The sequence below is a fragment of the Vibrio salilacus genome, from assembly GCF_002811245.1.
Classification (GTDB): domain Bacteria; phylum Pseudomonadota; class Gammaproteobacteria; order Enterobacterales; family Vibrionaceae; genus Vibrio; species Vibrio salilacus.
In genome coordinates this window covers 108,924-129,112 of the sequence record NZ_NIVQ01000003.1, presented here as the reverse complement: position 1 = coordinate 129,112, position 20,189 = coordinate 108,924, and the positions used below count along the sequence as shown (strand labels likewise).

At 45.6% G+C, this 20,189-nt stretch carries 16 protein-coding genes and 1 pseudogene; 3 read left to right on the top strand and 14 right to left on the bottom strand.

Going from position 1 to position 20,189, the window contains the following annotated elements:
• Positions 1–3 precede the first annotated feature (3 nt).
• The 3 genes and pseudogenes from CDZ87_RS03170 to CDZ87_RS03160 form a co-directional block, all read right to left on the bottom strand.
• Positions 4–555 carry a hemerythrin domain-containing protein gene (locus tag CDZ87_RS03170; RefSeq protein WP_100752133.1) on the bottom strand — a complete coding sequence of 184 codons (552 nt, stop codon included), beginning with the start codon at positions 553–555 and terminating at the stop codon, positions 4–6.
• 100 nt (positions 556–655) lie between these two features.
• On the bottom strand, positions 656–1,336 hold the full coding sequence (ung, locus tag CDZ87_RS03165; protein WP_100752132.1) for a uracil-DNA glycosylase: 681 nt from the start codon (positions 1,334–1,336) through the stop codon (positions 656–658).
• Positions 1,337–1,578: 242 nt separating this feature from the next.
• Positions 1,579–1,815 (bottom strand): annotated as a pseudogene (locus CDZ87_RS03160) (TIM barrel protein); the annotation flags it as partial.
• Positions 1,816–2,166: 351 nt separating this feature from the next.
• Between CDZ87_RS03160 and grcA the strand changes: the two are divergent.
• Together grcA and CDZ87_RS03150 are read left to right on the top strand one after the other, a co-directional pair.
• The gene (grcA, locus tag CDZ87_RS03155; RefSeq protein WP_038174105.1) at positions 2,167–2,544 is read left to right on the top strand and encodes an autonomous glycyl radical cofactor GrcA; all 378 of its coding nucleotides are present in this window, start codon (positions 2,167–2,169) and stop codon (positions 2,542–2,544) included.
• Between the two features lie 91 nt (positions 2,545–2,635).
• The gene (locus CDZ87_RS03150; RefSeq protein ID WP_100752131.1) at positions 2,636–3,505 is read left to right on the top strand and encodes a LysR family transcriptional regulator; all 870 of its coding nucleotides are present in this window, start codon (positions 2,636–2,638) and stop codon (positions 3,503–3,505) included.
• On the opposite strand, the gene CDZ87_RS03145 is transcribed toward CDZ87_RS03150, so the two are convergent.
• The 6 genes from CDZ87_RS03145 to secA all read right to left on the bottom strand — a co-directional run bounded on the left by CDZ87_RS03145 (position 3,432) and on the right by secA (position 13,404).
• Positions 3,432–4,211, bottom strand: coding sequence for a TSUP family transporter (locus tag CDZ87_RS03145; protein ID WP_100752130.1), 780 nt, complete (start codon positions 4,209–4,211; stop codon positions 3,432–3,434). The two genes, CDZ87_RS03150 and CDZ87_RS03145, sit on opposite strands and share 74 nt — an antisense overlap.
• Before the next feature lie 190 nt (positions 4,212–4,401).
• The gene (gene carB, locus CDZ87_RS03140; RefSeq protein ID WP_100752129.1) at positions 4,402–7,632 is read right to left on the bottom strand and encodes a carbamoyl-phosphate synthase large subunit; all 3,231 of its coding nucleotides are present in this window, start codon (positions 7,630–7,632) and stop codon (positions 4,402–4,404) included.
• Between the two features lie 16 nt (positions 7,633–7,648).
• Positions 7,649–8,788 (bottom strand): glutamine-hydrolyzing carbamoyl-phosphate synthase small subunit, encoded by a 1,140-nt coding sequence (gene carA / locus CDZ87_RS03135; protein WP_100752128.1) that lies wholly within the window; start codon positions 8,786–8,788, stop codon positions 7,649–7,651.
• A 528-nt stretch (positions 8,789–9,316) separates the two neighbouring features.
• Positions 9,317–10,126 (bottom strand): 4-hydroxy-tetrahydrodipicolinate reductase, encoded by an 810-nt coding sequence (dapB, locus tag CDZ87_RS03130; protein WP_100752127.1) that lies wholly within the window; start codon positions 10,124–10,126, stop codon positions 9,317–9,319.
• A gap of 93 nt (positions 10,127–10,219) precedes the next feature.
• Entirely contained in the window at positions 10,220–10,618 is a 399-nt protein-coding gene (gene mutT / locus CDZ87_RS03125) for an 8-oxo-dGTP diphosphatase MutT (protein WP_100752126.1), read from the bottom strand.
• A 62-nt stretch (positions 10,619–10,680) separates the two neighbouring features.
• Entirely contained in the window at positions 10,681–13,404 is a 2,724-nt protein-coding gene (gene secA, locus CDZ87_RS03120) for a preprotein translocase subunit SecA (protein WP_100752125.1), read from the bottom strand.
• A gap of 321 nt (positions 13,405–13,725) precedes the next feature.
• Here secA and CDZ87_RS03115 point away from each other — a divergent pair, with 321 nt between their 5' ends.
• A complete protein-coding gene (locus tag CDZ87_RS03115) occupies positions 13,726–14,178 on the top strand; it encodes a DUF721 domain-containing protein (RefSeq protein ID WP_038174114.1) in 453 nt (150 codons plus the stop codon).
• Positions 14,179–14,230: 52 nt separating this feature from the next.
• Here the strand turns inward: CDZ87_RS03115 and lpxC are convergent, their stop codons facing one another.
• The 5 genes from lpxC to murC all read right to left on the bottom strand — a co-directional run bounded on the left by lpxC (position 14,231) and on the right by murC (position 20,189).
• Positions 14,231–15,148 carry a UDP-3-O-acyl-N-acetylglucosamine deacetylase gene (gene lpxC, locus CDZ87_RS03110; RefSeq protein ID WP_038174115.1) on the bottom strand — a complete coding sequence of 306 codons (918 nt, stop codon included), beginning with the start codon at positions 15,146–15,148 and terminating at the stop codon, positions 14,231–14,233.
• A 97-nt stretch (positions 15,149–15,245) separates the two neighbouring features.
• Positions 15,246–16,475, bottom strand: a complete 1,230-nt coding sequence (gene ftsZ / locus CDZ87_RS03105) for a cell division protein FtsZ (RefSeq protein WP_100752124.1) — start codon at positions 16,473–16,475, stop codon at positions 15,246–15,248.
• 30 nt (positions 16,476–16,505) lie between these two features.
• Positions 16,506–17,768, bottom strand: a complete 1,263-nt coding sequence (ftsA, locus tag CDZ87_RS03100; RefSeq protein ID WP_100752123.1) for a cell division protein FtsA — start codon at positions 17,766–17,768, stop codon at positions 16,506–16,508.
• Positions 17,761–18,543, bottom strand: coding sequence for a cell division protein FtsQ/DivIB (locus tag CDZ87_RS03095; RefSeq protein WP_100752122.1), 783 nt, complete (start codon positions 18,541–18,543; stop codon positions 17,761–17,763). Before CDZ87_RS03095 ends, ftsA begins: the two co-directional genes overlap by 8 nt.
• Positions 18,544–18,728: 185 nt before the next feature.
• Entirely contained in the window at positions 18,729–20,189 is a 1,461-nt protein-coding gene (murC, locus tag CDZ87_RS03090; protein ID WP_100752121.1) for a UDP-N-acetylmuramate--L-alanine ligase, read from the bottom strand.

Here is a 20,189-nt window from a genome sequence, read left to right as displayed (position 1 = left end):
TCGCTAAGTGCACTCGCGCTCGGTCTGATGCACGCGTCCTGCCAACTGTTGATACTGCTCGGCAATGGTGGAACCGAATACGGGGTCGTCCTCGCACACACTCCAACGCTCCTCGACGGCTTGCCAATCCTTAACGGTAAACTTATCAATTAAGTACGGGAAGATGTACTTTTCTTCAGTTTCTAGATGCTTTTTCTGCGCGTCTAAGAATGACTCTAGCTGTTCAATAAACATATCCTGAGGGATGACCGCGTCTTGCAGCACCATCTCAACTACATCTAAAAACGCATGGCTTTTCTCTGACAAGGTTGTGTGTTCAAGCTCGAGGTTATCAATTTCATGATGATGACCATAGTGCTCTATATAATAGTGGTACAGGATATCTTCTTTAGGATGATGAACTTTTTCTGCGTGATTAGTGAGGTAGTCAACTAACTCACGCAAAATACCATAATTAACTTGGCGCTCACTTTTGAGCATATTGAGCTTATGTCGTAGTAGGGCTAGTAGGCGTACCATATAGCCATGTTCGCGTCGGATCCTTTCTATCATCATAGCGTTTCTCCTTACACTTCATTTTTTAAGTGTATAAGAGAACAACTAGTGTCGCTTTGACACTGTTCGAAAAACGCACAAGTTAATACAAATAAAACCTTTATAGCGTTAACGGCAGGCGCCACTCAATCGACGGTTTGCCTTGCTGGTTCAAAATTTGATTAGTTTGAGAGAAGTGACGACATCCCAAAAAACCGCGATGTGCTGACAGTGGTGATGGATGAGGCCCCGCAAGAACATAATGTCGAGAGCGATCAATAAAGCGTCCTTTTTTCTGCGCGTGTGCCCCCCACAATAAAAATACCACCCCCGACTGATGGAGATTAATTGCTTCAATGATTTTATCTGTAAAAGTCTCCCACCCCGACTTAGCGTGAGAATGAGCTTTACCCTGCTCAACCGTCAATACGGTATTAAGCAATAACACACCTTGCTCAGCCCAGCTTTGTAAGTAACCATGCTGAGGAATGTCAAAGCCAGCAATATCTTGTGCAAGCTCTTTATACATATTAAGCAATGAAGGCGGTGTTTTTACACCGGGTAACACAGAAAAACACAAACCATGGGCTTGGTTCGGTCCGTGATACGGATCTTGACCGATGATAACCACTTTAACGTCATGAAACTCAGTGGCCTTAAACGCATTAAACACATCCTGCCTTGGCGGGTATATAACCTTGCCCGCAGCGCGCTCGGTTTCAACAAACGCGAGCGTGTTCTGGAAGTAGTCCTGCTGTTTTTCAGCGCCAATAACGTCATGCCAGCTTAGTGATGAAGTCATGCTCTATTCCTTCTACTGTTCATACGCTGTGATTGTCGCAGAATAAATAGAAGGAACAAAGAGGTTAGTGTTTTTGTGGCGTGCGGTAGTGCCCCTGCCCTGTAACATGACGGTTTGGTGTTGGTAAACGCATAGGACGTGCAGTGAAGTATGAGTGTGAAAAAGGCATAATGGCATCCTCAATGTTGTGCGATTCCATCACTACCATGAAAAAATGATGCCACTTTTGCACTTCACGGCTATTACGCCAGCGTCTGAAGGTGAAACTGGCGCAGCTTGTTGATCTCTTGTGACCAAGTATCAGGATCGATTGTTTCTAAAATCAATGGGATATCATCAAACCTTGCATCTTTAGCAATATATTCAAAACAGTCCCAACCAATCTCACCTTGACCGAGTAAATGATGCCTATCGACTTTGCCACCCAAGGCTATGTTTGAGTCATTAATGTGCATCGCTCTTAAATAGCGCATGCCTAAGTTGATTCCCTGCCGTGTTCTCTATTACAGCAATCACTTTTGACTTTCAGTTCACTGACCTAATTACAACGAATTATCTAATTCATTTCAAAATTATCGATAACATTGTGGTAAATTTACTACATAAAGGCAATTAAACTATTTTTTATAATATAAAATCTTTTTAAACCTGTTGATTTTTAATGTTTTGTTGATTTTAAACAACAAAGTGACCTTTCATATTTTAATGTTTTGGCTTGTTTTTTGACTTAAATCAATACTATTTAAGGGGATATTCGCTATATATTACGTAGCTCAACAAGATTCGAAAATTAACACCAAATAACCATAAATGTGGACTAGGAGATAGTGATGATCCAAGGTATTCAAATTACTAAAGCAGCAAACGACGATCTACTTAACTCTATCTGGCTACTTGATAGCGAGAAAAACGAAGCGCGTTGTGTTGCAGCCAACTCTGGCTTTGAAGCTGACCAAGTGATCGCAGTGAGCGATCTTGGTGAATACGAAAGTCGCGAGGTTGCCATCGAAATGGCACCACGCATCGAAGGTGGTCAACACCTCAACGTAAACGTGCTTAAACGTGAAACACTGGAAGACGCTGTCGCTCACCCAGAGAAATACCCACAGCTAACCATTCGCGTGTCAGGCTACGCAGTGCGTTTTAACTCACTGACGACAGAGCAACAACGTGACGTTATCGCTCGTACTTTTACTGAGTCTCTATAAGTCTCAGCATCAAGATTGAAGACGGCGCTCCTTGAGCGCCGTTTTTTTATCCGCTAAAGTAACCGAGTCAATTACCTCATGAGCAATAAAGATGCTATTGGAAGGCATAGAAACCTTATTAGTGCTAAGTAAAGCGAAAACGATGAGTCGCACGGGGAGTTTACTCTATATTAGCCAATCGGCAGTCAGTAAGCGCATCGCTAATCTTGAAAAGAGATTAGGCAAGAAACTGATCCTTCCAGATGGGCGCAATGTCCAACTGACTCAGGATGGGATAAACCTGATTGAAAGTATAGGTCCAACATTCAATGAGTTACGCGGACTTATCTATGAGCAACAATCGATAGTCGATAATAGCATTCTAAGCCTTGACTGCTCGGAAACATTAGTCGCAGGTTATCTATCCGAGATTTTTGGCCAACACGTTCAGCGCGATCCTCATATCACGATTACCACCAACCATACTCCGAGGATCATTGAACATGTTCAGTCAGGCAAGGCACATTTAGGTGTTTGTGCCGGTCACCTACCAGCTCATCATGGCCTGAACACGTATCACCTGCTAGACGAGCCATTTTATGTCGTTTGCGCGAGTCGCTTGGATTGCTTACCGCAAGCGATCATTACCAATGATCTCAATAATTCCGCCAACACCTATCAACTGGCGATCTTAGACAAATTAAACATGTATCCTGTAATGCAGATGGACTCTTACTCTGCCGCCGCCCAGCTTGCACTCTCGGGTATTGCGCCCGCTTTAGTGCCATTATCTGTGGTTAAAACATTAAAAATCGACGCGGCTCATTGCCATCACTTTGAACAGATTAAACCGCTTTATCGACCTATTCATATCTGTGTTCGCTCAGCATCACTGCGTAACCCTAGGATTAAAGCAGTGATAGAAGTAATGGCTGATGCTGTTGCCAAAGTAGCTTCAGTGCCATTAACATCGACATTGTAATCACCACAGGGCGCACCCACTTTTGCCCTCTACTGATCACCACTTTAGCTCCTAACCTTGCACCGATAAAGCCACCAATCGCCATCACCAACCCAAGCTCCCAAATTGGCAGCCCCGCCAGAATAAAAAACAACAGCGCAGCGATGTTAGAGGTGAAATTGAGAACCTTGGTCCGTGCAGTGGCATCGACTAATGAAAAGTTCCCCAAAGCAACAAAGCAGACGGTAAAAATAGAGCCTGTTCCCGGTCCAAAAAAACCGTCGTAAAAACCTACCCCTCCACCGACAGAGAAGGCGAACACGGCTTGTGACAATGTTGCCTCACCCGAGAGACTTTGAGCTTTAGGCATTAATAAAAAGTACGCCGAGATGGCGATCAAGAGTAGTGGTATTAAGCTCGTTAGTAGGGTGGCGTCAATATACTGGACCGTTTCAGCGCCAACAGCCGCTCCGATAAAAGTACAAATGATCGCTAAACGCAGCGACTTTAGATCCACAATCCCGCGCCGAACAAAATACCAACTGGCCGAAAAGCTACCAAATGAGCTTTGCAACTTATTGGTGGCCAGCGCTTGTGTCGGAGGGACACCAGCTGCAAGCAGCGCGGGAAGCGTCAATAACCCTCCGCCGCCTGCCATCGCATCTATAAATCCCGCGACCGACGCCACAAAAAAGAGTAAAGTGAGAATATCTAGTGAAAGTTCCATTTATTTTCATAAGCTTAACTGTAAGTAAGCTTAAATTATCACTCCTAGAACACTATCCGTTAGCGAAAGGTTCGATTGAGACCAATTCCTATAATTCATCAATACTCTACCGTTTATCAAACAAAAAAGCCCGCTCGATGAGCGGGCAATGAGGTTGTCATATAGGCTCATCTATGGAGCCTACTGATTATTATGCTTCGTTGTTAGCAACTCTTGCGTGTAGCTCTTGAACTGAAGTAACTGACGTCTTCGCATCTGCAGTGTGCGCCATACAGGTCGCGAATGCCGCATTTAGCGTAGTGGTATAGTTCACTTTTTCAGCCAATGCACCACGACGTAAGATTTTCGAATCTTCGATTGCCTGACGACCAGCTGCGGTATTGACAATATAGGTGTACTCATTGTTCTTGATACGGTCAAGAATATGAGGACGACCTTCGTGTACCTTGTTGACCAAGCGTGGATTGATACCCGCTTCGCCAAGGATAACCGCAGTGCCGTGCGTTGCGTCTAGCTGGTAACCAAGCTTAGATAGCTTAGATGCTAGGTCAACCACACGCTCTTTGTCACCTTCACGAACTGAAAGCAGTGCACGACCACCTTCTGGGTAGACGTTGCCACAACCCAATTCCGCTTTAGAGTACGCTTCAGCGAACGTCGCACCAACACCCATCACTTCACCAGTAGAGCGCATTTCTGGGCCTAACAGTGGGTCTACGCCAGGGAATTTGTTGAATGGTAGTACAACTTCTTTCACTGAGTAGTATGGTGGGATGATTTCTTTGGTAAAGCCTTGAGATTCTAGCGATTGTCCAGCCATGACACGTGCTGCAATCTTAGCGATGGGTGCGCCAGTTGCTTTCGAGACGAACGGTACAGTACGTGCAGCGCGAGGGTTAACCTCGATGAGGTACACTTCGTTGTCCTTAACTGCAAACTGGGTATTCATCAAGCCACGAACACCCAACTCGAACGCTAGCTTTTCAACTTGTTCGCGCATGACGTCTTGGATTTCTTGGCTTAGTGTGTAGGCAGGAAGAGAACATGCTGAGTCACCCGAGTGAACACCCGCTTGCTCGATATGCTCCATGATACCGCCGATCACCACGCGCTCGCCGTCACAAATCGCATCTACGTCGACTTCAATAGCGTCATCTAGGAAGCTATCAAGTAGTACTGGTGATTCGTTAGATACGCTTACCGCTTCGTTAAAATAACGACGCAGGTCTTGCTCGTCGTAGACAATTTCCATCGCACGACCACCAAGGACGTAAGAAGGGCGAACAACTAGAGGGAAGCCAATTTCGCGAGATTTCTCAACCGCTTGCTCCATTGTTGTGACCGTCGCGTTTTGTGGCTGTAGAAGACCAAGACGGTCAACAGCAACTTGGAAACGCTCACGGTCTTCTGCGCGGTCAATGGCGTCTGGGCTAGTACCGATAATTGGTACACCAGCAGCTTCAAGAGCACGAGCCAGTTTCAGTGGTGTTTGACCTCCATACTGAACAATAACGCCTTTTGGCTTCTCAACACGAGCGATTGCTAGTACGTCTTCCAGGGTGACTGGTTCAAAGTACAGACGGTCAGAAGTGTCGTAATCGGTTGAAACTGTCTCAGGGTTACAGTTAACCATGATAGTCTCAAAGCCATCTTCACGTAGTGCTAGTGAGGCGTGTACACAACAGTAGTCAAATTCAATACCTTGGCCGATACGGTTTGGACCGCCGCCCAAGATCATGATCTTGTCTTTGTCTGTTGGGTTCGCTTCACACTCTTCATCGTAAGATGAGTACATGTAAGCCGTATCAGAAGAGAACTCCGCCGCACACGTATCAACACGCTTGTAGACCGGGTGAATATCGTATTGGTCACGCATACGACGGATTTCGCTTTCTGCGACTCCTAGAATCTTAGATAGGCGCGCATCAGCAAAACCTTTGCGTTTAAGCTGATTCAGTGAGTCTTTGTTTAGACCAGCAAAGCCTTTCGCTTTCAGTTCTTGCTCTAGTTTAACGATGTCTTCGATTTGAACTAGGAACCAACGGTCGATTTGCGTTAGATTGAAGACACCATCGACAGACATACCAGCACGGAATGCATCCGCGATGTACCAAATACGATCAGCGCCCGCTTCTTTCAGTTCATGACGAATCGTTGTTAGAGCATCTGGTGCGTCTAGGTCTACCATTTCGTCAAAACCAGTCGCGCCCACTTCTAGGCCACGCAGTGCTTTTTGTAGCGACTCTTGTTGGTTACGGCCGATAGCCATCACTTCACCAACCGACTTCATTTGCGTCGTTAGACGGTCGTTAGCGCCTGCAAATTTCTCGAAGTTAAAACGAGGAATCTTAGTGACTACGTAGTCGATTGTTGGTTCGAATGATGCAGGTGTAGCGCCGCCAGTGATGTCATTCATTAGCTCGTCTAGCGTGAAGCCAACTGCCAGTTTCGCGGCAATCTTAGCGATTGGGAAACCCGTTGCTTTAGAAGCAAGTGCCGAAGAACGAGATACACGTGGGTTCATCTCGATGATAACCATACGGCCATCTTTCGGGTTGATACCAAACTGGACGTTTGAACCACCCGTTTCAACACCAATCTCACGCAGTACTGCCAATGATGCATTACGCATTAGTTGGTATTCTTTGTCTGTCAGCGTTTGCGCTGGAGCCACCGTAATTGAGTCACCGGTGTGAATACCCATTGGGTCAAAGTTTTCAATCGCACATACGATGATGCAGTTGTCGTTTTTGTCACGAACCACTTCCATCTCGTACTCTTTCCAACCGATAAGTGATTCATCGATAAGAAGTTCGTTGGTTGGTGATAAATCCAAACCACGACGACAGATTTCTTCAAATTCTTCTTTATTGTACGCGATACCGCCACCCGTACCACCCATGGTGAACGATGGGCGAATGATACAAGGGAAGCCAACCATGTCTAAAACTTTGTACGCTTCTTCCATGGTTTTCGCAGTATCAGCGGTTGGACATTCAAGACCAATCGATTTCATTGCTTTATCGAAGCGTGAACGGTCTTCTGCTTTATCGATCGCGTCAGCCGTTGCACCAATCATCTCAACACCGAACTCGGCAAGAACGCCATGCTTCTCTAAATCAAGAGCACAGTTCAACGCAGTTTGACCACCCATGGTCGGTAGAACCGCATCAGGACGCTCTTTTTCGATGATTTTACGCACCACTTCCCACTGGATTGGCTCGATGTAAGTCGCATCGGCCATGTCAGGGTCAGTCATAATAGTGGCTGGGTTAGAGTTGACCAGAATAACTCGGTAGCCTTCCTCACGAAGCGCTTTACATGCTTGGGCGCCAGAGTAGTCAAACTCACATGCCTGACCGATAACAATCGGACCAGCACCAAGAATTAGAATACTTTGAATGTCAGTACGTTTTGGCATTATCTACTACTCCGAATTAAGCGCTGTGTTGTTTAATTAGTTCGATAAAGTGGTCAAATAGCGGAGCTGCGTCGTGGGGACCTGGGCTCGCTTCAGGGTGACCTTGAAAACTAAATGCTGGTTTGTCAGTACGATGAATACCTTGTAAAGAGCCATCAAATAGTGAAACGTGTGTGGCGCGAAGGTTTTCAGGTAACGTCGCTTCATCCGCAGCAAAACCATGGTTTTGTGAAGTAATCATGACAACATTACGATCTAAATCTTTGACCGGATGGTTCGCACCATGGTGACCAAACTTCATTTTCACCGTTTGTGCACCAGACGCTAACGCGAGAATTTGGTGACCAAGGCAGATACCAAAAATTGGCAGCTCTTTCTCAAGGAAAGTTTTGGTCGCCTCAATCGCGTAAGTACATGGTTCTGGGTCACCAGGGCCATTTGATAAAAATATGCCATCTGGATTAAGAGCCAGCACATCTTCAGCCGAAGTTTCAGCAGGAACAACCGTTAAACGGCAACCCCGATCAACGAGCATGCGTAGGATGTTGCGCTTGGCGCCAAAGTCATAAGCAACGACGTGATAAGGCAGTTCGCTATCATCTTGCGCTTGTGGCAGACCCCCCTGCAGGGTCCACGAACCTTGCTTCCATGGATACGCTTCTTTGGTCGTGACTTCTTTCGCCAGATCCATGCCTTTCAATCCAGGGAACGCTTTCGCTTTTGCTAATGCTAAGGCTTCATCAAGATTATTGCCCGCCAAGATACAACCATTTTGCGCACCCTTTTCACGCAGAATACGAGTTAGCTTACGCGTATCGATGTCTGCAATGCCGACAATATTTTGCGACTTTAGGTAATCAGAAAGAGATTGTTCATTTCGGAAGTTAGAAGCGATAAGTGGGAGATCGCGGATCACAAGGCCTTGTGCATGGATGGAAGAGGATTCTTCGTCTTCGGTATTAGTACCGGTATTGCCAATGTGGGGATAAGTAAGGGTGACGATCTGTTGAGAATAGGAAGGATCAGTGAGGATTTCTTGGTACCCCGTCATCGAGGTATTAAAAACGACTTCACCAACGGATGACCCATCTGCTCCAATGGAAACACCGTGGAACACTGTCCCATCTTCTAGGACTAACAGTGCTGATTTACTCAAGACAACCTCCAGAATAAAAATGCAAAAATAATAAATTTAACTGCAAACTTGCCTTCCATAACGCAATAAACACGCGAAAATAGGTATTTGAGACAAATTGGCGGTATTCTAATGATACCTTTGACTTGTGTCAACATAGAGTCGAAAATAAATTTATCATTTAACACACTTAAGAGCAAAAAGGCATCAAAAGCGTTAAAAACACAAGTTTAACTCGACCTACTGGCCATCAAGATGATTTTTAGTAAAAACCGACCCTCTACAGCAAACTCTAGATCACACTTTTTGTCAACTCATTTGCGCAATCGTTGCACACCAAGATAAAAGTTGCTTTTTTGCAGTTCTTAATGAAAAACCACGCCTTAACACCCAAAACAAGCAACAAAAACTCAGCATGCAAAGGCACTCATTAATAGTACGACACCCTCTATAATAGGCAGAATACAAAAAACGCCGGGCAAGCCCAGCGCATAAATATCTAATTCGACATTTCATTTAGTCGTGAAGAAATCTCACTAAACTCAACCGCTATAGAGCATTTAGGCCCAAAACGTCAGTCATGGTATAAAAACCAGCCGGTTTACCTTTAAGCCACACGGCTGCTTTGACCGCGCCATTGGCAAATGTCATGCGATCTGTCGCTTTGTGGGTAATTTCAACCCGTTCGCCGATATCTGCAAACATGGCAGTGTGCTCACCAATAATGTCACCAGCACGAATGGTGGCAAAACCTATCTCATCTTTGCTACGTTCACCCGTAATGCCTTCACGCGAATAAACCGCCACATCATTCAGTTTATTGCCCATTGCGCCAGCAATCGCCTCACCCATTCCAATCGCTGTGCCTGATGGCGCATCAACTTTAAACCTGTGGTGCGCTTCGACTATCTCGACATCACAATAGTCTCCCATCACTTGCGCCGCTTTTTCGAGTAACTTAAACACCAAGTTAACGCCAACCGAATAGTTTGGCGCCATCACAACAGGGATTTGTTGCGCCACAGCATCAATGTGCTGACGTTCTTGATCAGAAAACCCAGTGGTGCCGATTACAATGGCTTTACCGTGCTGACGACACAGCTCTAGATTCGCAAGGGTACTCACAGGTGCCGTGAAATCAATAATCACATCAAACTGTTCAATCTCTTTGGTAAGATCATCGGTGACAACGACATCAAACTTTCCTTCACCGCATAGTTCACCTAAGTCGACGCCCACTAAAGAAGATTCTGGACGCTCAGAGCCAGCAGCCACGGTAGCATTTTCGTTATTGTATGATGCTTTTACTAAGTTGCGACCCATACGACCTGCCGCACCTGCAATTGCAATTCTTACCATTGCATTGTTCTCCGTTGTTTTTATCCCTGCTATTTCGCAGCCATTCCAATTTGTCTCACTAAACTATCAACATTCACGTGACGTGACCAGACGTTAAGCAAACTCTTTTATCACTCGCTCGAGGATCGGTACGTTGGCTTCTGGGAATGTATAGTCCTTCAGCGCTTTAACCTCAACCCACAGACCTTGTTGTCCCTCTTTGCCATAAGGCTGGTGGTCAAATTGTGACACCAAGATAAAATCGAATTTTAGCGACTTATCTGAATAATCAAATTCAAGGTGCTCAAAATGACTTTGCTCAGTCACCACAATTCCGATCTCTTCTGCTAACTCGCGTTGCATCGCTTGTTCAATCGTTTCTCCCGCTTCAACTTTACCACCAGGAAACTCCCAAAATCCCCCTTTGTGCTTATCATCAGGTCGTTTAGTAATAAAGATCTCGGATTTGTCTTGATTAAAAATAATCCCCGCGACGATATGAACTCTTTTCATCGATTTTTCCTTAAAAAAAGAGCCGCCTAAGCGACTCTTGATATTTAATGACACAGATCTAATTAGTTAATTTGACCGTGACACTGCTTGTATTTTTTGCCGCTACCACACGGGCAAGGCTCATTACGACCAACTTTACGATCTTCACGAACCATAGGTTGGTGAGCGCCTTGAGACTCTTCGTCATCAGCCAATTGGTTTTCAGCCGAAGCGTGCTGCGCTTGTGCGCGGCGGGCTGCTTCTTCAGCTTGAGCTCGACGTTGAGCTTCCATGCGCTCAACTTCTTCTTGCTGCTGAACACGAACTTTCGACAAGATAGTAATCACATCCGTTTTCAGTGCTTCTAACAAGCCTTCAAACAGTTCAAACGACTCTCGCTTGTACTCTTGTTTCGGGTTCTTCTGAGCATAACCACGTAGGTGAATACCTTGACGAAGATGATCCATGGCGGCCAAATGCTCTTTCCACAATGAATCGAGCGTTTGCAGCATCACCGATTTTTCGAAGTTACGCAGTACTTGAGCACCCACTACTGCTTCTTTCTGTTTGTAGACTTCAACAGACGTCGCTAGGATTTTCTCACGCAGTGCTTCTTCGTACAGCTTGTCATCTTCTTCAAGCCATTGCTTGATCGGTGCATCGATATCGAAGTCGTTCTTCAAACGCTCTTGTAGCCCTTCAACATCCCACATATCTTCTAAAGATTGTGGCGCAATGTACTCATCAATCACAGCAGTAAGCACATCTTGACGGTTGTGTTCGATCATCTCACTGATATCATCAGCACTCATCAACTCGTCACGCAATTCATAAACCACTTTGCGCTGATCGTTGGCAACGTCATCGTACTCTAGCAGCTGTTTACGAATATCAAAGTTACGGCCTTCAACTTTACGTTGCGCTTTCTCAATCGAACGAGAGAGCATTTTCGATTCAATCGCCTCACCCTCGTCCATACCACTTTGGATCAAGCTCGCCATACGATCCGAAGTAAAGATACGCAGCAGTGAGTCTTCCATCGATAGGTAAAAACGAGAAGAACCCGCATCACCTTGTCGGCCAGAACGACCACGTAACTGGTTATCGATACGACGAGATTCGTGACGCTCAGTACCGATAATATGCAGACCACCGGCCTCGAGCACTTGGTCATGAACAACTTTCCATTGTGCTTTAATTTCGTCGATCTGCTCTTGAGTCGGATTGTCGAGCATGTCGACTTTCGCTTGCCAGCTACCACCAAGCACAATATCCGTACCACGACCCGCCATGTTGGTTGCAATCGTGACCGCGCCAGGCATGCCCGCTTCAGCAACAATTTCTGCTTCGCGTTCGTGGAACTTCGCGTTTAGGACATTGTGTTTAATCTTAGCTTGCTTAAGTGCATTGGAAAGTAGCTCTGATTTTTCAATCGACACGGTACCAACTAAGGTTGGTTGACCTTTCTCAACACGCTGTTTGATATCTTCAATGATCGCCGCAAACTTTTCTGCTTCAGTGCGGTAAACGACATCCGGCATATCGTCACGGATCATAGGTTTGTTGGTCGGAATAACCACAGTTTCCAGACCATAAATCGACTGGAACTCGAAGGCTTCTGTATCAGCGGTACCTGTCATACCAGAAAGTTTTTCATACAGACGGAAGTAGTTCTGGAAAGTGATCGAAGCTAAGGTTTGGTTTTCGTTTTGGATCTTAACGCCTTCTTTTGCTTCCACCGCTTGATGCAAGCCTTCAGACCAGCGACGACCCGGCATGGTACGACCGGTATGTTCGTCAACGATAACCACTTCGCCCTCTTCGTTGATAATGTAATCAACGTTCTTCTCAAACAACACGTGTGCACGTAGTGCGGCATTGACGTGGTGAAGTAGGCTAATGTTGGTTGGCGAATAAAGGGTATCTCCCTCCTCCATTAAGCCATTTTTGACCATCAAATCTTCAACAAACTCTTGACCCGTTTCGGTCAAGTAAACTTGCTTAGATTTCTCATCAACGGTGTAGTGACCGTCGCCGCGGTACTCTTCTGAATCTTCTTTATCTTGCTGCTGCAGAAGAGGAATCAAAGTATTAATGCGGGCGTAAAGCTCAGAGCTATCTTCTGCAGGTCCCGAAATAATCAATGGTGTACGCGCTTCATCGATTAAGATTGAGTCGACCTCATCCACTACGGCAAAGAAACGCTCACGCTGGACGCGGTCTTCCGTGCGGAAAGCCATGTTGTCACGTAGGTAGTCAAAACCAAATTCATTGTTGGTACCGTAAAGAATGTCCGCCTGATAAGCTTGTTTCTTTTCTTGCGGCGGCATATTTGGCACATTAATGCCGACCGTCATACCTAAGAATTCAAATAGTACTCGGTTAGTTTCCGCATCACGCTTCGCTAGATAGTCGTTGACAGTCACGACGTGAACCGCGCCTTTAAGCGCGTTTAAGTAAGCAGGTAACGTTGCTGTTAGGGTCTTACCTTCACCAGTACGCATCTCTGCGATTTGGCCAGCATTCAGAACCATACCACCAATAAGCTGCACATCGAAATGACGCATACCATACACACGCTTCGAAGCTTCACGTACCGTTGCAAATGCTTCAGGTAAAAGCTTATCTAAGGTGTCGCCTTGCTCTAAGCGTTGGCGGAATTCAATGGTCTTAGCTTTTAGCTCTTCATCTGAAAGGGCTTCAAACGTAGGCTCGTAATTATTAATCTCTTTGACAATTTTTTTCAAGCGGCGCAGTGTTCGGTCATTGCGACTGCCAATTACCTTTGTCAGTAGCTTAGTTATCATTTGCTATGAATCTCTCTTTATTCAGATCGGGCCCGATCTACTTTTTTAATGCCTTCAGTCTCTAACAGTTTTGAACTAAGAATACTGAGATAAATCACTTTACTCAGATATTGAGATGAGAACGTTAAATTTCAAGGCTTATATCATTATAAGTGGTGGGTAGTTTATGAGATTTTTACCCTAACAACCAATAACATGATGATTTGTTTGAAGCATTCTTTATTATTTGACCTTCTATGAGAAAGTTTATTCATCCTTTGCTCTATCTTCGCTGCACTCCATTGACTAAAATGGGGTGGTTGAATTTAATTGAGGTGCGTGATGAGAGATCACCGTCCTACACTCGGCGATGAAATTATCGCCGATTCAAGATTTGCGCAGTTACAACAACATGCTCAAGAGATCTTAACGATCAATAAAGCACTGCGTGCGATCCTACCAAGAGGCACGGAAGATCATTGCCGCGCGGCAAATATTCGTGACAATCAATTGATCCTAGAAGTCGCTAGCGCTGGGATCAAAATGAAAATCGATTACGAACGGTTGAGTATTCTCAGCCAGTTAAGGTCGCAAGGTTTCGCGCGTCTGATTGCCGTCTCTGTGCAGATTAATCCTGAGCTGTATCGTACGAAAAAACGCAATAAGCCAGAGTCTAAGCCTCGCGATCCGATCTCATCAACCGCAGCTCAATACCTAGAAATGGTAGCAAGCGGCGCCTCACCAAAGGTCAAAGCACGGCTAGAAAGCCTCGCTAAACTTGCCAAACGCGACTAATACAAATAAAAAAGCCAGACAAATGTCTGGCTTTTTTATTTAAAACGGAAACTTAGGCAAGAACCAAATTCGGCTCTGCAAATGCGACTGGTGATGTCTCTTCTTGTTCAAAGGTCACCCATTCCCATGCTTCTTGATCTGCTAATACTGAACGCAGTAACTGGTTGTTTAGGCCATGGCCAGATTTAAAGGCGCGGAATTCACCGATAATGGGATAACCACACATGTAAAGGTCACCGATCGCGTCCAATACTTTGTGAGTAACAAATTCGTTTTCGAAACGCAGGCCTTCTTCGTTAAGGATACGGTACTCATCCAGAACGATGGCACAATCGAAACTTCCCCCTAGACACAAATTTTGTGACTGTAGGTACTCGATATCGCGCATAAAACCAAACGTACGTGCACGAGAGATTTCTTTAACAAAGCCTTGTGATGAGAAGTCGAAAAGAAGGTGCTGTTCATCAGACTCTATTGCAGGATGGCTGAATTCAATTTCGAAATCCATGCGGAAGCCATTGAATGGCAGAAACTCTGCCCACTTATCGCCATCTTCAAAACGCACTGGTTTCTTAATACGGATGAAACGCTTCGGTGCATTTTGTTCTTCGATCCCCGCTTGTTGTAGCAAAAATACGAATGGGCTGGCACTGCCGTCCATAATCGGAATTTCAGGAGCATCGACTTCAACAACAATGTTATCGATTCCCATGCCCGCTAAAGCTGCGCTCAAGTGCTCAACCGTAGAAATACGTACACCTTCGTCATTAACCAGTGCAGTACACAGCATGGTGTCGCGTACCGACGCCGGATCCGCAGGAAAATCGACTGGCGGATTAAGGTCAGTTCGGCGATATACAATGCCTGTGTTAGCGGCAGCTGGGCGAAGAGTTAGCGTCACTTTACGACCAGAGTGGAGTCCCACACCAGTTGTTTTCACTATTTCTTTCAGAGTACGTTGTCTGATCATCTACTTTGCCTCAGTATAATTGCCACATATCACGGTCAATAGCGATATTGACCGTGCATGCTACCACAAAATTGAACAGTGTCAAATTGTCGCTATTTTAATCAGCTTGACGACGTAAGAACGCTGGAATATCAAGATATCCGCTCTCTTTATCTGCTTTAGGTGCCGTACTTTGGCCTGCACCTGAGCCTGATGGTGTTGTCGTTGGCTGAGGATTCATCTGAGGTTTGTCTTGCAAAGTTGGTGCCGTTTTTTCTTCCACTTTATTGACGTTCTGCTGAGCAGGCGTCGTTTGTGGTTGATTTTGTGGCTGGGCTACAGGTGCAACTTTCGCTTTACCGCCCGCAACTAGCGTAATATCAGGTTTCTTCTCGTTACCAATGCCGGTCGCAACCACAGTTACGCGGATTTCATCAGCCATATCTGGATCTAATGAAGTACCAATAACAACGGTTGCATTGTCTGATGCGAAGGCTTTGACTGTGTTACCAACAGTTTCAAACTCATCAAGTCGCATATCTAGACCCGCAGTGATGTTGACTAGCACACCACGTGCTCCGGCAAGATCGATGTCTTCAAGTAGCGGGCTAGAAATTGCCATTTCTGCCGCTTCTTCAGCACGATCTTCACCTTTAGCAACACCGCTACCCATCATGGCATGACCCATTTCCGACATCACTGTGCGTACGTCAGCAAAGTCGACGTTAATCATACCCGGACGAGTAATCAGTTCTGCAATACCTTGTACTGCATTCTTTAATACATCGTTCGCGCTCGCAAAGGCTTCAAGTAGTGTAATACCACGACCAAGTACCTTGAGTAGCTTTTCGTTTGGAATCGTAATTAACGAGTCAACATGTTTAGAAAGCTCTTCAATTCCCTGCTCAGCAAAAGCTAAACGCTTTTTACCTTCAAAGCTAAATGGTTTAGTCACAACAGCAACAGTCAAGATATTCAACTCTCTTGCTACTTCTGCAATCACTGGGGCCGCACCTGTACCTGTACCACCACCCATACCTGCTGCGATAAATACCATATCGGCACCAGCCAGCTCTTCTTTAATGCGATCGCGATCTTCGAGAGCTGCGTCACGGCCAACTTGAGGGTTTGCACCTGCACCAAGTCCTTTGGTCATATCACCACCAATCTGAATAACGCTATTCACACTGGTTTTACGAAGCGCCTGAGCATCAGTATTTATACTAATAAACTCAACACCTTCGATGGATTCACGTACCATGTGTTCAACGGCATTACCGCCACCGCCACCAACCCCAACGACTTTAATTACCGCATCGTCAGACATTTCCATCATCGGTTCAAACATGTGTTATCTCCGTTTTTCCTGCTGCTCAGGTTAAAACTCTTTTTGTATCCAATTACGCAAGCGATCAAACAAACTTGTCACTGAACTGCGAGCAGGCTCGCTGTATTCAGTTTCATCATTTATCCGCGCATCTCTCGCATAATGAAGTAAACCAACTGCCGTAGAATGATACGGCTCTTTAACGTAATCGGTTAGGCCGCTCACCGCTAGTGGTTTGCCGACTCTAACTTGGTTGCGGAAGACACGCTCCGCACACTCTACCAATCCTTCAATTTGTGCCGCTCCACCTGTGAGCACCACACCTGCTGCGAGATGATGTTTAATCCCCTCTTCACGCAGTTTTTCTTGTACGGTATCGATAGTTTGATTCACTAATCCCATAAGTTCAGTATAACGAGGCTCAATCACTTCCGACAACGTTTGTCGTTGCAAACTGCGCGAAGGACGTCCACCAACACTTGGAACGTTAACCGTATCATCTTTGCTGACTAACTCGCTTAATGCGCAGCCATACTTAACTTTAATCTCTTCGGCGTCACTCACTGGTGTACCGAAAGCAAAAGCGATATCACTGGTTACAGCGTTCCCCGCATAGGAGAACACTTCAGTGTGGCGCAATGCACCGCCAGTCCAAATGGAGACATCCATCGTACCAGCACCAATGTCGACGACACAAACGCCTAGCTCACGTTCATCTTCGGTAATGACAGCGTTACTTGCCGCTAAACCGGAGTAAACCAGATGCTCAACTTTGAGACCACAGCGTTCTACCGCTTTAATAATATTTCTTGCCATGTCATTGTGACAAGAGATCAAGTGCACGCTAACTTCCATACGCACTCCTGATAAACCTAGCGGATTTTTAATCCCTTCTTGATAATCGATAGTAAATTCTTGCGGAATTACATGAAGAATGCGCTGTTCGTCACCAATCTTGATAGATTTAGCCGTATGAATAGCCCGATCCATGTCCTCTTGAGAAACCTCTTCGTCAGAAATGGTTCCCATTCCTTTTTCGATACGGCTTGCGATATGTCGCCCTGAAAGCGAAATAAATACATTGGTAATATCACACTCAGCCATTAGCTCAGCTTGATCCACCGCTCGCTGTACCGACTTTACGACAGACTCTAGGTCGTTAACACCGCCTTTATCCATCCCTCGGGAAGGACTACTGCCTGCGCCAATTATATTAATTTGACCATCAGGCAATACTTCACCCACGAGAGCCGATACGGTTGCAGTGCCTATATCAAGACCAACAATAATGCTGTCATCAGCGGTCTTAGTCATCTGTACTCTCTTGTTCCAACGCTTGATCTGGGAACCAACCAATGGCGGCTCCCGTGTCATACCTGAGGTCGATGTAGCTCACTCGCTGAGTGTCGCTACCCAAATTCTTATATAAGAACACGAATCTCTCGATGCGTTCCTGTAATGATTCTTTACCAAGCTCGAGACGAATCCCATTATCGAGAATGATTTGCCATGCACGGCGATCATTTAAAACCAAAGACGTAATAGTTAAGTTTAATGCGGTAAATTTAGGGCTGATATCGCGCCAAATAGACAACACTTCTTGATTGGTTTCGGCCGGACCATACAGTTTGACCCGTTCTTGGTCTAGCTTGCCAATATCACCATCAAAAATATGACCTTGGTCATTAAGTAGTACGTTGCCGTTCCAGACTGCTTGCGCATGGTGCTCAGTCAAAAAGACTTTCACGGTATCTGGCCACTGTTTACGAATTGACGCATGCGACACCCAAGGAATGGACTCTGCCACTTGTTGAAGTACATTAACATCTTGCGACATAAATGTGCCTACATGTCCTAACTGCGCAAATGCACGTTGGACATCCAGTGCCGAGACATAATGTAATTCACCTTGAAGCACAATATTAGACAGGGGAAGCCGCTGGTCATCCCACATCCAAGAAATCGTGGAGTAGAGAAGAGAGCCTATCAACAACAAAACCACCAACAAAAAACTGCCACCTAGGGCATGCTCTTTTAACAGTGGTGCTGGGGTTAAACGACGACCTTCATTAAAAGCATATTTAATCAAAGTCCATAGTCCTTGCCATTGGCTCGCTTATTTTTCCCTATCTCATTTCGTATAAATAGAAGCAAAAGCACTTACTTTAACCTTCGGATTATACTGACGTGATTAAAAGTATCAAACACTGAAAGTGAGAAATCGTTACTTAAAATGCAATGAGTGACACAAATAGTTAAAAATCGATGTATCAGTTAGGCTTTAGCCATCTTATCGATATTTAACTCAAAAGCAGCTAACTGTTTTGCCACCTTACCAATATCGCCAGCACCTTGAGTTAATACTAAGTCACCATCTTGTAAAACATTGGCGAGAACCGACGGTAACCCATTGCTATCTGGAACAAAAATAGGATCAAGCTTACCACGACTACGAATGGTGCGGCACAGAGCTCGGCCATCGGCTCCTGCAATCGGCTTTTCACCTGCAGAATAAACATCCAGCATGATGAGTACATCGACCTGTTCCAGGACATTAGCAAAATCATCATAGAGATCGCGTGTTCGACTGTAGCGGTGCGGTTGGAAAATCATGACTAAACGTTGCTCTTGCCAACCATTGCGCGCCGCCTGAATGGTCACATCAACTTCCGTCGGGTGGTGTCCGTAATCATCCACTAGCATGGCATGACCATTTCCGGTATCAAATTCACCAAGATGGTCAAAACGACGCCCAGTGCCCTGAGTGCCCGCCATCGCGCGCAAGATAGCTTCGTCATCAATATCATCTTCGGTGGCAACGGCTATCGCCGCAGAGGCATTGAGCGCATTATGGCGACCTGGGATATTCAAAGTAATTTCAAGATCGGCTTTACCCTGACGAATCACAGTGAACTGACCTTGCTGTCCTTGTTGACGATAATTATCGATACGAACATCAGCATCTTCAGAAAAGCCATAAGTAATGACTTGGCGACTGATTTTTGGGATCAGCTCACGAATAACAGGGTCATCGACACACACAATCGCTTGGCCATAAAATGGCAGATTGTGGAGAAAGTCGATGAAGGTTTGTTTGAGTGTTTCGAAATCACCACCATAAGTGTCCATATGATCGGCTTCGATATTCGTGACTATGCTCACCATAGGTTGTAAATGGAGGAATGACGCATCGCTCTCATCCGCTTCAGCAATCAAAATACGACTCGACCCGAGACGAGCATTCGTACCCGCACTTTTGACTAAGCCACCATTGACGAAAGTAGGATCCAGTCCAGCTTCAGAATAAATCTGGGTCACTAGAGCAGTAGTGGTGGTTTTGCCATGAGTCCCCGCGACGGCGATGCCGTGACGAAAACGCATCAACTCTGCCAGCATCTCAGCGCGGCGAACCACGGGAACGCGCGCTGCTCGAGCCGCAATGATCTCAGGATTCTCTTCGTTAATCGCGGTAGAAACCACAACAACGCTGGCCTTAGCAACATTTTGCTCGGTATGACCGATGTAGACGGTTGCGCCTTTTTCACTCAGACGTTGAGTGACCGGGTTCTCCGCAATATCCGAACCAGAAATTTGGTAGCCTTCGTTGAGTAACACTTCGGCAATGCCACTCATACCCGCGCCACCAATACCAATGAAGTGGATGCATTTTACCCGACGCATTTCAGGCACTATTGCGCGAATTTGCGCTAAATCTTGTTTGTGTTGAACTGTCAT

Coding starts and splice junctions, on each gene's coding strand:
- dapB (WP_100752127.1), bottom strand. CDS start 10,126: ATGGTAAGAATTGCAATTGCAGGTGCGGCAGGTCGTATGGGTCGCAAC.
- grcA (WP_038174105.1), top strand. CDS start 2,167: ATGATCCAAGGTATTCAAATTACTAAAGCAGCAAACGACGATCTACTT.
- CDZ87_RS03145 (WP_100752130.1), bottom strand. CDS start 4,211: ATGGAACTTTCACTAGATATTCTCACTTTACTCTTTTTTGTGGCGTCG.
- CDZ87_RS03170 (WP_100752133.1), bottom strand. CDS start 555: ATGATGATAGAAAGGATCCGACGCGAACATGGCTATATGGTACGCCTA.
- murC (WP_100752121.1), bottom strand. CDS start 20,189: ATGACAGTTCAACACAAACAAGATTTAGCGCAAATTCGCGCAATAGTG.
- carB (WP_100752129.1), bottom strand. CDS start 7,632: ATGCCAAAACGTACTGACATTCAAAGTATTCTAATTCTTGGTGCTGGT.
- mutT (WP_100752126.1), bottom strand. CDS start 10,618: ATGAAAAGAGTTCATATCGTCGCGGGGATTATTTTTAATCAAGACAAA.
- ung (WP_100752132.1), bottom strand. CDS start 1,336: ATGACTTCATCACTAAGCTGGCATGACGTTATTGGCGCTGAAAAACAG.
- CDZ87_RS03115 (WP_038174114.1), top strand. CDS start 13,726: ATGAGAGATCACCGTCCTACACTCGGCGATGAAATTATCGCCGATTCA.
- CDZ87_RS03150 (WP_100752131.1), top strand. CDS start 2,636: ATGCTATTGGAAGGCATAGAAACCTTATTAGTGCTAAGTAAAGCGAAA.
- ftsA (WP_100752123.1), bottom strand. CDS start 17,768: ATGACTAAGACCGCTGATGACAGCATTATTGTTGGTCTTGATATAGGC.
- ftsZ (WP_100752124.1), bottom strand. CDS start 16,475: ATGTTTGAACCGATGATGGAAATGTCTGACGATGCGGTAATTAAAGTC.
- secA (WP_100752125.1), bottom strand. CDS start 13,404: ATGATAACTAAGCTACTGACAAAGGTAATTGGCAGTCGCAATGACCGA.
- lpxC (WP_038174115.1), bottom strand. CDS start 15,148: ATGATCAGACAACGTACTCTGAAAGAAATAGTGAAAACAACTGGTGTG.